Here is a 12242-nt window from a genome sequence, read left to right as displayed (position 1 = left end):
CCCCCCCCCCCCCCCCCCCCCCCCCCCCCCCCCCCCCCCCCCCCCCCCCCCCCCCCCCCCCCCCCCCCCCCCCCCCCCCCCCCCCCCCCCCGCCCGCTTCCTCCGGTGTGAAAGCCCACGCAAAAGCCCGCTGACCAGGAGATTCCTCTCCCGGTCAGCGGGCTTTTCGCACCGTCGGGACGACAGGATTTGAACCTGCGACCCCTTGACCCCCAGTCAAGTGCGCTACCAAGCTGCGCCACGTCCCGGTGCTCGAACCGGCCGGAGACTCCCGGCCGGGGCGTGCAGAAGAAAAATACCCTGTCCCGGGCCCGGAATCCAAAGCGGGTCCCCTCCGGCCCTCTCCGGCCGCCGCGCGAGGGGCCGAACACAGGCACCCGGCCGCCTCGTCACGCGGCGCGACGCGCGCGGGGATGCTTCGATGGACGTATGGCCGCCAAGTCCTCCTCCGCCGGTATCCGGGTGCGCCGGGTCTACGACGACCCCGGCCCCTCCGACGGCGCCCGGGTCCTCATCGACCGGCTGTGGCCGCGCGGGATCGCCAAGGCGGACCTGCCGCTGACCGAGTGGTGCAAGGACGTCGCGCCCTCGACGGAGCTGCGCCACTGGTACGGGCATGAGGACGAGCACTACGAGGCGTTCGCCGAGCGGTACCGCGAGGAGCTGGCGCGGGACCCGGCGCGGGGCGCGCTGGAGCGCCTGCGGGAGCTGGCGGCGGACGGCCCGCTGACGCTGCTCACCTCGACGAAGGACGTGGCGCACAGCCATGCCGCCGTGCTCGCCGACCTGCTGGGCGAGAAGCCCTGACGCGCTTTTCGGCCTCCTGATCCACACCGGTACAGCCCCCTGGCCTGCCCTTTCGTCGGGGCGTTGACGAAACATACGGTGGAGTGCATACTTATGCCTATCAGCGTATGCATCGTAAGGAGAACCCCGTGACCGAGCGCGTCGTACTCGCCTACTCGGGCGGCCTGGACACCTCTGTCTGCATCGGCTGGATCGCCGAGGAGACGGGCGCCGAGGTCATCGCCGTCGCGGTGGATGTCGGCCAGGGCGGCGAGGACCTGGATGTCATCCGCAAGCGCGCGCTCGCCTGCGGTGCCGTCGAGGCCGAGGTCGCGGACGCCAAGGACGAATTCGCCGACGAGTACTGCCTCCCGGCGATCCAGGCCAACGCCCTTTACATGGACCGCTACCCGCTGGTCTCCGCGCTCTCGCGGCCGGCCATCGTCAAGCACCTGGTCGCCGCCGCCAAGAAGCACGGCGCCTCCACCGTCGCCCACGGCTGCACCGGCAAGGGCAACGACCAGGTCCGCTTCGAGGCCGGCATCTCCTCCCTCGCCCCCGACCTCCGGTGCATCGCCCCGGTCCGGGACTACGCCATGACCCGCGACAAGGCCATCGCCTTCTGCGAGGAGAAGAACCTCCCGATCGCGACCACCAAGAAGTCGCCGTACTCCATCGACCAGAACGTCTTCGGGCGGGCCGTCGAGACCGGCTTCCTGGAGGACATCTGGAACGCGCCGATCGAGGACGTGTACGAGTACACCGAGAACCCGGCCACCCCCCGGGAGGCCGACGAGGTCGTCATCTCCTTCAAGGAGGGCGTTCCGGTTGCCCTCGACGGCAGGCCCGTCACCGTCCTCCAGGCCATCCAGCAGCTCAACGAGCGCGCCGGAGCCCAGGGCATCGGCCGGATCGACATGGTCGAGGACCGCCTGGTCGGCATCAAGTCCCGTGAGGTCTACGAGGCGCCCGGTGCCATCGCGCTGATCACCGCCCACCAGGAGCTGGAGAACGTCACCGTCGAGCGCGAACTGGCCCGCTACAAGCGGCAGGTCGAGCAGCGCTGGGGCGAGCTGGTCTACGACGGCCTGTGGTTCTCGCCGCTCAAGCGGGCCCTGGACGGCTTCATCGCCGAGGCCAACCAGCACGTCACCGGCGACATCCGGATGACGCTGCACGGCGGCCGCGCGGTCGTCACCGGCCGGAAGTCCGACAGCTCGCTCTACGACTTCAACCTGGCGACCTACGACACCGGCGACACCTTCGACCAGTCGCTCTCCAAGGGCTTCATCGAGCTCTTCGGAATGTCCAGCAAGATCGCGGCCAAGCGAGACCAGGCCTAGAGGCCCGGGGTCGATACCCTCGCGTACGACAGCCGCCTCCCCGCCACGCACGGTGGGGAGGCGGTGGCAGATGGGCCGGGCTTTCCCCGGCAGACCAGTCACAGTCTTTGAGGAGCAGAGTTGAGCAACGGCGCTGAGTCGACGGAAAAGGGTACCGGGGACGTCCGGCTCTGGGGCGGCCGTTTCGCCGACGGACCGGCCGCGGCGCTGGCCCAGTTGTCGGCGTCCGTCCACTTCGACTGGCGGCTGGCACCGTACGACATCGCCGGGTCCCGCGCGCACGCCCGCGTCCTGCACAAGGCCGGGCTGCTCACGGCCGACGAGCTGGAGCGGATGCTGGCCGGCCTGGACCGGCTGGAAGCCGACGTGGCGGACGGCTCGTTCACCGGCACCGTCGCCGACGAGGACGTCCACACCGCGCTGGAGCGCGGGCTGCTGGAGAAGCTGGGCGCCGACCTCGGCGGCAAGCTGCGGGCCGGCCGGTCCCGTAACGACCAGGTCGCCACGCTCTTCCGGATGTACCTGCGCGACCACGCCCGGATCATCGGCGGGCTGATCGCCGACCTCCAGGACGCGCTGGTCGGCCTGGCCGAGGCCCACCCGGACGTCGCCATGCCCGGCCGCACCCACCTCCAGCACGCCCAGCCGGTGCTCTTCGCCCACCACGTCCTCGCCCACGCGCAGTCGCTGTCGCGGGACGCCGAGCGGCTGCGCCAGTGGGACGAGCGCACCGCCGTCTCGCCGTACGGCTCGGGCGCGCTGGCCGGCTCCTCGCTCGGCCTCGACCCGGAGGCGGTCGCCGCTGACCTCGGCTTCGAGCACGGCTCGGTCGGCAACTCCATCGACGGCACGGCCTCCCGTGACTTCGTCGCCGAGTTCGCCTTCATCACCGCGATGATCGGCGTGAACCTCTCCCGCATCGCCGAGGAGATCATCATCTGGAACACGAAGGAGTTCTCCTTCGTGACGCTGCACGACGCCTTCTCCACCGGCTCGTCGATCATGCCGCAGAAGAAGAACCCGGACATCGCCGAGCTGGCGCGGGGCAAGTCGGGCCGGCTCATCGGCAACCTGACCGGCCTGATGGCGACGCTCAAGGCGCTGCCGCTCGCCTACAACCGCGACCTCCAGGAGGACAAGGAGCCGGTCTTCGACTCCTGCGACCAACTGGAGGTCCTGCTGCCGGCCTTCACCGGCATGATGGCCACCCTCACCGTCAACCGCGCGCGCATGGAAGAGCTGGCCCCGGCCGGCTTCTCGCTGGCCACCGACATCGCGGAGTGGCTGGTCAAGCAGGGCGTGCCGTTCCGGGTGGCGCACGAGGTCGCGGGGGAGTGCGTCAAGGAGTGCGAGGCGCTGGGGATCGAGCTGGACCAGCTCACCGATGACCAGTTCGCCAAGATCTCCGCGCACCTGACGCCGGAGGTCCGTACGGTCCTCAACGTCCCCGGCGCGCTCGCCTCGCGCAGCGGCCGCGGCGGCACCGCCCCCTCGGCGGTGGCGGTGCAGCTCGCCGAGGTGAAGGCCGACCTGGCGGCCCAGCGGGCCTGGGCGACGGCGAAGCAGTAAGGCGGGGCGGACACTCGCACGGCGGCGGCCCCCTTCGAGGGGGCCGCCGTTTTTCACCCTCCGGATGAGACATCCACGTCTCATCCGGATAGTCTGTGTCTCATGGCCGTGGTTCGAGAACAGGTGCTCAAGGAGGCCGCCGCGCTGCTCACCCGCAGAGCGACCACCTCGATGGACGAGATCGCCCGGGCCGCCGGCATCAGCCGCGCGACCCTGCACCGGCACTTCGCCGGCCGGGACGCCCTGATCCGCGCCCTGGAGGAACTGGGCATCGAGCGGTTCACCCAGGCGATCGACGCCGCCCGGCCCGACGAGGGCAGCGCCGCCGACGCGCTGCGGCGGCTGATCGCCGAAGCCGAGCCGGTCGCCGGCGTACTGGCCTTCCTCTTCACCGAGAACCAGCTCTTCGAAGGCGGCGAGGTGCACGCCGGCTGGGCCCGTCTGGACGCCCGGATCACCGCCCTCTTCCGCCGCGGCCAGGAGGAGGGCGATTTCCGGATCGACCTCAGCTCCGCCTGGCTCACCGAGGCGTTCTACGGCCTCATCGGCGCCGGCGCCTGGGCCGTCCACGAAGGCCGCGTCGCCCGCAACGACCTCAACCACTCGATCGCCGAGCTGCTGCTCGGCGGCATCCGACGGAGCATGGAGAAATGAGCGAGCCCATAGCGTCAGCACCGGCCGGTTCGGCCCATGTGGACGACCAGCCCCGCCCGGGCCGCTGGCTCGCGCTCGCCGTCCTCGTACTCGCCGTCCTGCTCGTCGGCGTCGACGTCACCGTCCTCGGCCTCGCCACCCCCTTCCTCAGCGAGGACCTGCGCCCGTCGGGGACGCAGTTGCTGTGGATCGGCGACATCTACTCCTTCGTCATCGCCGGTCTGCTGGTCTCCATGGGCAGCCTCGGCGACCGGATCGGCCGCAAGAAGCTGCTGCTGATCGGCTCCGCCGCGTTCGGCGGGCTGTCGGTGCTGACGGCCTACGCCACCAGCCCGGAGATGATGATCGCCGCCCGCGCCCTGCTGGGCGTGGCCGGCGCGACGCTGATGCCCTCCACCCTGGCGCTGATCCGCAACCTCTTCCACGATCCCAAGGAACGCAGTCTGGCCGTGGGGATCTGGGGCGCGATGGCCTCGGCGGGCACCGCCGTCGGCCCGGTCCTGGGCGGGTTCCTGCTGGGCCACTTCTGGTGGGGCTCGGTCTTCCTGATCAACCTGCCGGTGATGGCGCTGCTGGTCGTCGTCGGTGCCAAGGTCATTCCCGAGTCCCGCAATCCCGACCCCGGTCCGTGGGACATCCCCAGCGTCGGGCTGTCCCTGGTCGGCATCGTCGCCGTGGTCTACGCCGTCAAGGAAGCCTCGGTGCACGGCTACCGCTGGGACATCGCACTGGCCGCCGTGATCGGCGCGCTCACGCTCTGGGTGTTCGTCCGCCGCCAGCTCACCCTGGACTCGCCGCTGCTGGACATGAAGCTCTTCCACCACCGGGGCTTCTCCGGTGCCGTGCTGGCCGACCTGCTGACCATCCTGGGCCTGTCCGGCCTGGTCTTCTTCCTCTCCCAGTTCCTCCAGATGGTGCAACTGCGCGCGCCGCTGAACGCCGGGCTCACCGAACTCCCGGCCGCCGTCGGCGCGGTGGGCGCGGGCCTGGCCGCCGGATACGTCGCCCGCCGGCTGTCCGTACGGATCGTCGTGGCCGGCGGCCTGGCGGTGGTCGGCCTCTCCCTCGCCGGCTGCATGACCCTGCACGCCGACACCGGCACCTTCGCGCTCGGCACGATCCTCTTCGTCGTCGGCGTCGGCGCGGGCTTCGCCTTCACCGTCACCGCGGACGTGATCCTCTCCAGCGTGCCCAAGGAGGAGGCGGGCGCCGCCTCCGCCGTCTCCGAGACGGCCTACGAACTGGGCGCCGCGCTCGGCATCGCCCTGCTCGGCTCCATCGTCACCGGCATCTACCGCGGCTTCACCGCCCCCGCCGGAGTGCCGGACGCCGTCGCCGCCACCGCCCGCGAATCGCTGGGCGGCGCCTTCGAGGCGGCCGGCGAACTCCCCGCCGGGCAGGGCGCGGCGCTGATCAAGGCCGCTCAGGACTCGTTCGTCCAGGGCATGGACATCGCGGCCGGCGTGGCCGCGGTGGTGCTGCTGTCCGCCGCGGTGGCCGCGTGGTTCCTGCTGCGCGGCCAGGAGCTGGGGACCAGCCCGGCGGTGGCCAAGGCCGAGGTGGAGCCGGAGCCGGACTCCGCGGCCGGGTAGGGGCGCGGCGGCCGGCGGCCCGGACCCGGTCGGGCCGTCCGGCGGCCCGGCGACCAGGGCGGGCCGGCCCTCCCGCGTACGAACGAGGGACTGCGGCGGGCGGGGCGGCCCGCCCGGGCGTGTCCCGTGGAACACGTGTCGCGCACCCGTAATGATCCACACGACACGCCCCCGGGGGGCGACTGTCCCTCGCCCGTTCACGCCCGGTACGCGTCCCGGCGACCGGCCGGCCCGCGCGGCCTGCTTGACTCTCCCGTCGTCCCCCAACGTCGGCCCGCTCAGGAGAGTGACGCAGTGCGCGACATCGGACGACGGTTCTTCCTCACCGCGGCGGGCGCCCTCGCCACCTCCAGCGCCATCGGAAGCGACGCCTACGCCACCGCGGACGCCCGCGACGCGGCCACCGCCGACGAATACGTCGACGTGCAACTGCTCAACATCACCGATCTGCACGGCTACCTCCAAGGCGCCCCCGGCGCCAACGCCGTCATCACCGGCGCCGGCGGCCGGAAATACACCGTGGGCGGCGTGGCCTACATGGCCGCCCACCTGGAACGCCTGCGGGACGGCCGCCGCAACTCCCTCTTCTTCGCCCCCGGAGACCTCTTCTCCGGCTGGGAGTTCGACGCCTCCGCCTTCGCCGACGAGCCCACCATCGAGGCCCTCAACGCCATGGGCCTGGACTTCGCGTCGGCCGGCAACCACGAGTTCGACAAGTCGGCGACGTTCTTGACCTCGCACATGAGCGAAGGCGTCCCCTTCCCGCGGATCGGCCGGGACGACGCCTTCGAGGACTCCACCGGACGCCGCTTCGAGGGCGCCGACTTCCCCTACTACAGCGCCAACACCGTCTGGCGCGCGACCGGCAAGCCCGTACTGCCGCCGTACAACATCGAGTACGTCGAAGCCGACGACGGCCGCCGGCTGCCGATCGGCTTCATCCACCTGACCGCCATCGGCACCGAGGTCTTCCCCGGCTCCTACCAACCGGGCCTGCGCACCCTGGACGAACTGGGGACCGCCAACCGCTGCGCCGCGGCCCTCAAGGCACGCGGCGTCAACGCGATCGTGCTGAGCATGCACGACGGCGCGGTCGCCGGCAGCGACTTCTCCAGCGGCAGCAACCCCTCGGGCCCCGCCTACGAACTGGCCCTGCGCGCCTCCCCGGACATCGACGCCATCGTCACCGGCCACTGGCACAAGGCCTTCACCATGATGGTGCCGGACCCCAAGGGCAACCCCCGCCCGTTCGTGGAGGCGGGCTGCTACGGCCAGATCATCAACGAGATCAACCTGCGCCTCGACCCCGACACCGGCGCCGTGATCCGGCCGCTGACCACCTCCGTCAACCACCCCAACACCCGCGATGTGCCACCCGACCCGGACCTGCGCGAGATCGCGGACTACTGGGCGGGCTACGGCACCCGGCGCGCCCGTACCCCGATCGGCAGCCAGACCGCCTCCTTCACCCGCAGGCGCAACGCCGCGGGCGAGAGCACCATGGGCGACCTCGTGGCCGACTGGGCGCTGTGGGCGGGCCGGCAGCCGCACGGCCCGATGGACGACCCCGGCAGCCACCCCGACACCCCGGCCGAACTCGCCGTCATCGCGGTCGCGCCGCGCGTCGGCCAGGCCGTCATCGCCGGTGACCTCGTCCTCGACGCCGCGTCAGGGGGCACGGTCACCTTCGGCCAGGCGTGGAACGCCGTCGGCTTCGGCGACCCGATCCTGACCGTCACCGTCACCGGCGCCCAGATCCACGAGGCGCTGGAGCAGCAGTGGGCACCGGCCGGCGGCGGCCTGGGATTCTCGCCCCTGGCCGTCTCCGCCAACGTCCGCTACACCTTCGACGCGGCGGGCCCGGCCGGCCACCGCGTCGACCCCGCCGAGGTGTTCATCGACGGCCGGCCACTGGACCCGGCCCGCGGCTACCGCCTCGCCGCACCCTCGTACACCCTCATCAACCAGGACGGCTTCGCCGCCTTCACCGGCTTCACCGCGCCCGTCCGGCACACCCGGGACTTCGAGAGCTTCGTCGACTTCGTGCGCACCCGGCGCCGGCTGGTGCCCGCCCCCTTGGACCGGGTCGCGGTCAAGAACGCGGACGCCCCCGGCGCCAGGATCGGCACCGTCATGGCACGCCCGCAGTTGCGCCAGCCCGACGGGACGGCGGTGCCGCGCCCGGAGGCGGCACTGCGCCTGGCGTCCGCCGCGGGTCCCCAGGGACAGCGCGCCTACGGGGCCTTCCGGGTGCCCTGCTGACCGGCGCGCCCGCCCGGACGCGCGGCGGGACAGGCGGTGGAACAGGCGCCGGGACAACGAAAGGGGCCCCCTCCGGCGAACGGAGAGGGCCCCTGGGGGCGCGGGAGCGGTCAGGCGGCTGCCCTGGCCTTCGTGGCGTACATGTCGACGTACTCCTGGCCGGAGAGCTGCATCACGTCGCTCATCACCTCGTCGGTGACGGCCCGCAGGACATAGCGGTCACGGTCCATGCCCTCGTAGCGCGAGAAGTCCAGCGGCTCACCGAAGCGCACCGTCACCGGGGCGACACGCGGCCGGCCCTTGCCGCCCGGCTGCACCTTGTCCGTGCCGATCATCGCGAACGGGACGACGGGCGCGCCGGTCATCAGCGCGAGCCGGGCGATGCCCGTACGGCCGCGATAGAGGCGGCCGTCGGGGGAGCGGGTGCCCTCGGGGTAGATGCCGAAGACGCCGCCCTCCTCCAGGACACGCCGGCCGGTCATCAGGGCCGCGACGCCGCCGCGGCCGCCGTCCCGGTCCACCGGGATCATGCCGGAGCTGGTGAAGAACCAGGCCATCAGCCGGCCCTTGAGGCCCTTGCCGGTGACGTACTCGTCCTTGCCGATGAAGTACACCGGGCGCTTGACGACCAGGCTCAGGAACAGCGAGTCGATGAAGGTGACGTGATTGCCGGCCAGGATCACCGGCCCGCTGCCCGGAATGCGTTCCATGCCCTCCACCGTGGGGCGGAACACCACACGCATGACGAATCCGAGAATCGCCTTCAGCACAATGCGGGACAACGGGCCCTCCGGGTCGTGGCTGGTCAGGTCGTGGCTGGTCGCAATCATGGCCGCTCAGGTCGGGCCAGGGCTGGTCACGTCACGGCAACGCGGAACTCCGCAGCCCAGGACGATACTCGCGGGTCACCGCCGCTCGCACACCGGGTTCACACGACCGATACGCAGAGTTGACGTGTGTTACCTCCATATTCCCCCCGAAGCCGCCCGGCGTCTCCCCGGCCACGCCCAGCCGTGCTTACGATCATTCCATCCCGTTGACAGGAACGGGACATCTCGATCGCGCGTCCCGTATGCGCGAAATCCACCGGGTTCTCCCCGGATACCCCAGAGCAAGGAGCACGTATGCACAAGCGGCAGCAGCCAGGACGGCGCATGGTGCTGGGCGCCGCCGCCCTCGGGGCGGGCGCGGCGGTACTCGGCGCGGCCGGCCAGGCGAGCGCACGTCAGGCGAGCGCCGGCGGGCGCGACGGCGCGGGCCGTGAGCTGCCGGTGCCGCTGGTCGTCGGCCACCGAGGAGCCAGCGGCTACCGTCCCGAGCACACCCTCGGCTCCTACCAACTCGCCCTCGACATGGGCGCCGACGTCATCGAACAGGACCTCGTCCCCACCAAGGACGGGCACCTGGTCTGCCGTCACGAGAACGACATCACCGCCACCACCGACGTCTCCGCGCACCCCGAGTTCGCGGACCGCAAGACCACCAAGACCGTGGACGGCGTCAAGCTCACCGGCTGGTTCTCCGAGGACTTCACCCTCGCCGAGCTCAAGACGCTGCGCGCCAAAGAGCGCATTCCGGGCACCCGGCAGCACAACACCCTCTACGACGGGGTGTGGGAGGTGCCCACCTTCGAAGAGGTCCTCCAGTGGGCCGAGCGGGAAGGCCGCCGGCGCGGCCGCCGCGTGTGGCTGCACATCGAGACCAAGCACCCCACCTACTTCCGCAAGCTCGGCCTCGGCCTGGAGGAGCGCCTCGCCAAGCTGCTGCGCGCCCACGGCAGGCACCGGAAGAACTCCCCGAACTTCCTGCAGTCCTTCGAGCCCGGCAGCATCCAGCGGCTCGGCAAGCTCGTCGCCTGCCCGAAGGTCGTCCTGCTCGACGCCCCCGCCACCCGGCCCTGGGACTTCGTCGAGGCCGGCGACCCGCGCACCGTCGCCGACCTCATCAAGCCCGCGGGCCTGGAGTGGATCACCGGCTTCGCCCAGGGCATCGGGCCGTCGCTGAACGAGATCATCCCCCGGGACGCGGCGGACAAGCTGGGCCGGCCCACCACCCTGGTGAAGGACGCGCACGCCGCGGGCCTGGTCCTGCACCCGTACACCGGCCGTAACGAGAACACCTTCCTGCCGGCCGACTACCGCCGCGGCACCGACCCGAACGCCTACGGCGACGCCCTCGGCGCGTTCCGGGCCTACCTCGCCACCGGTATCGACGGCCTGTTCTCCGACAATCCCGACACCGCGCTGCTGGCCGCCGCGGAGTTCCGCGGGCGCTGACCGCCCGCCGGACCGCGCCACCGCGCCCCGGACCGGCCCCGACGCCCCGCCCGCTCCGGCGAGTTGTCAATGTCACAGGGGAGCTTGGGGCCGGTCCGTACCCGATGTCCGCTATGCCCGCGCGGAATACCCGCACCGGCGGTTGCCACCGGCGAAATCCGGGGACTTCCGGGAGAAGCGGTGGCAGCCCTGCCACGGCGGCGGCGTACACCCCACGGCGCCGTCGGCCAGGGCGCACCGCGCCGGGCGCACACCCCTCCGACACCCTCACGCGCCCGGACCAGCGAACCCGATAGGGGAGGCATACGCGCATGGGCACGAGCGTGACCATCTCTGCGGCGACCGACCAGGACGCCGAGCAGATCCTCAAACTCCAGTACCTCTGCTACCAGCGGGAAGCCGCGCTGTACGACGACTACGGCATCGAGCCGCTGACCCAGAGCCTGGACGCCCTGCGCGCCGAACTGGCCGACGCCTGCGTGGTGGTGGCCAGGCTCGGCGCCGAGGTCGTCGGATCGGTCCGCGGCACCGTCGACGCGGACGGCACCGCGAAGATCGCCACCCTCGTCGTCCATCCCCGGCTCCAGCGGCACGGACTGGGCGGCCGGCTGCTCGCCGCGGTCGAGGAGCGGCTGGCGGCCGAACGCGCGGCCAAGCGCTACCGCCTCTTCGCCGGTCACCGCAGCGAGGGCGGTCTGCGCCTGTACCGCGGTCACGGCTACGCGCCCGTCGGCACCGAGCAGATCTCCCGCCGGCTGAGCATGATCACGCTGGAGAAGGAGCGGCACGAGCCGGCGGCGGTCGCGGCCGGCGTGGGGGCGGCCGCCGGACACGGACCGGGGGAGTACGTGGCCGGGGCGTGACCGGCGGGAGGTGACGGGCCCGCGTACACGGCTCGCCCGCGGCGGGCGGGGCCCGTCACCTCCCGGCTCAGTCGGTCGCGGCCCGGCGCAGCCAGAGCAGCCCGGTGACGGGCAGGATGATCGGGATGAAGAGATAGCCCATGCCGTAGTCGGACCAGACGGTGGCGTCGGGGAAGTCCGACGGGTCGACGAGCGTCCAGGTGCCGATGCCCAGCACCCCCAGGAGCTCCAGCGCGCAGCACGCGAACGCCGCCTTGCGGGCCCCTTCGCCGCCGCGTACCAGCGAGAGCGTGATGAAGCCGTAGACGACCGCGGAGAGCGCCGAGAGGCTGTAGGCCAGCGGCGCCAGGTCGAAGTGGGCGATCAGTTGGAAGAGCGAGCGGGAGGCCGCCGCGACGGTGAAGACGCCGTAGAGGGCGACCAGCAACCGCCCGGGCCCGGTGCCCAGCGAGCGCCTCGCCCCGGGTCGCCCGGCGGCGCCGTCCGCCGTGGTCGCCGCCGTCGTCTCAGGCACTGCCGCCTCCCCAGATGTCGAACAGCCGCACTTCCAGCACCGCCAGTACCACGGCACCCGCCGCGACGGTGGCCGATCCCCACCGGGTGCGCTCCGAAAGCGACATGAACCCGGTCGCCGGCACGCACGCCACCGCCCCGAGCAGATACGCCACGAACAGCGCGGTGCCCTTGTCGGGTGACTGGCCGCGCGCCAACTGCACCACGGCGACGACCAGTTGGACGAGACCGAGCAGCGACACGACGGCCATGCCGATGAAGTGCCAGTCCTTCGTCGGCTGGTCGCGGTACGCGGCGAAGCCGCACCAGGCGGCGAGGGCGAGAGCGGTCACGGCGACCGCGATCGTCAGCGCGTCGATCACCGGGACCTCCGCGCGGCGCGGC

Annotated in this window: 11 protein-coding genes and 1 tRNA gene; 8 read left to right on the top strand and 4 right to left on the bottom strand. The window is 72.1% G+C overall.

Going from position 1 to position 12242, the window contains the following annotated elements; all coding sequences use genetic code 11:
* Positions 1–174: 174 nt before the first annotated feature.
* A tRNA-Pro gene (locus tag ACZ45Z_RS16290) sits at positions 175–248 on the bottom strand.
* A 181-nt stretch (positions 249–429) separates the two neighbouring features.
* Between ACZ45Z_RS16290 and ACZ45Z_RS16285 the strand changes: the two genes are divergently transcribed.
* The 6 genes from ACZ45Z_RS16285 (at position 430) to ACZ45Z_RS16260 (ending at position 8206) form a co-directional block, all read left to right on the top strand.
* Positions 430–807: a DUF488 domain-containing protein gene (locus tag ACZ45Z_RS16285; protein ID WP_468362354.1), complete on the top strand. Its 378-nt coding sequence runs from the start codon at positions 430–432 to the stop codon at positions 805–807.
* Between the two features lie 128 nt (positions 808–935).
* The gene (locus ACZ45Z_RS16280; protein WP_468362353.1) at positions 936–2129 is read left to right on the top strand and encodes an argininosuccinate synthase; all 1194 of its coding nucleotides are present in this window, start codon (positions 936–938) and stop codon (positions 2127–2129) included.
* Between the two features lie 120 nt (positions 2130–2249).
* On the top strand, positions 2250–3698 hold the full coding sequence (argH, locus tag ACZ45Z_RS16275; RefSeq protein WP_468362352.1) for an argininosuccinate lyase: 1449 nt from the start codon (positions 2250–2252) through the stop codon (positions 3696–3698).
* 102 nt (positions 3699–3800) lie between these two features.
* Positions 3801–4352 (top strand): TetR/AcrR family transcriptional regulator, encoded by a 552-nt coding sequence (locus ACZ45Z_RS16270; RefSeq protein WP_468362351.1) that lies wholly within the window; start codon positions 3801–3803, stop codon positions 4350–4352.
* A complete protein-coding gene (locus tag ACZ45Z_RS16265; RefSeq protein ID WP_468362350.1) occupies positions 4349–5944 on the top strand; it encodes an MFS transporter in 1596 nt (531 codons plus the stop codon). Before ACZ45Z_RS16270 ends, ACZ45Z_RS16265 begins: the two co-directional genes overlap by 4 nt.
* A gap of 294 nt (positions 5945–6238) precedes the next feature.
* Positions 6239–8206 (top strand): bifunctional metallophosphatase/5'-nucleotidase, encoded by a 1968-nt coding sequence (locus tag ACZ45Z_RS16260; protein ID WP_468362349.1) that lies wholly within the window; start codon positions 6239–6241, stop codon positions 8204–8206.
* 110 nt (positions 8207–8316) lie between these two features.
* On the opposite strand, the gene ACZ45Z_RS16255 is transcribed toward ACZ45Z_RS16260, so the two are convergent.
* Positions 8317–8988: a lysophospholipid acyltransferase family protein gene (locus ACZ45Z_RS16255; RefSeq protein WP_468362391.1), complete on the bottom strand. Its 672-nt coding sequence runs from the start codon at positions 8986–8988 to the stop codon at positions 8317–8319.
* Between the two features lie 342 nt (positions 8989–9330).
* Here ACZ45Z_RS16255 and ACZ45Z_RS16250 point away from each other — a divergent pair, with 342 nt between their 5' ends.
* Entirely contained in the window at positions 9331–10482 is a 1152-nt protein-coding gene (locus tag ACZ45Z_RS16250) for a glycerophosphodiester phosphodiesterase (RefSeq protein ID WP_468362348.1), read from the top strand.
* 311 nt (positions 10483–10793) lie between these two features.
* Positions 10794–11345 (top strand): GNAT family N-acetyltransferase, encoded by a 552-nt coding sequence (locus tag ACZ45Z_RS16245; protein WP_468362346.1) that lies wholly within the window; start codon positions 10794–10796, stop codon positions 11343–11345.
* 67 nt (positions 11346–11412) lie between these two features.
* Here the strand turns inward: ACZ45Z_RS16245 and ACZ45Z_RS16240 are convergent, their stop codons facing one another.
* Both ACZ45Z_RS16240 and ACZ45Z_RS16235 read right to left on the bottom strand, forming a co-directional pair.
* Positions 11413–11859: a hypothetical protein gene (locus tag ACZ45Z_RS16240; protein WP_468362344.1), complete on the bottom strand. Its 447-nt coding sequence runs from the start codon at positions 11857–11859 to the stop codon at positions 11413–11415.
* Entirely contained in the window at positions 11852–12220 is a 369-nt protein-coding gene (locus tag ACZ45Z_RS16235; RefSeq protein ID WP_468362342.1) for a hypothetical protein, read from the bottom strand. The genes ACZ45Z_RS16240 and ACZ45Z_RS16235 overlap by 8 nt, the downstream gene beginning before the upstream one ends.
* Positions 12221–12242: the final 22 nt, after the last annotated feature.

It is taken from the genome of Streptomyces sp. NPDC031210 (assembly GCF_055570395.1).
The sequence above is the reverse complement of the archived record's forward strand: the minus strand, read 5'-3'. Positions and strand labels throughout refer to the sequence as shown.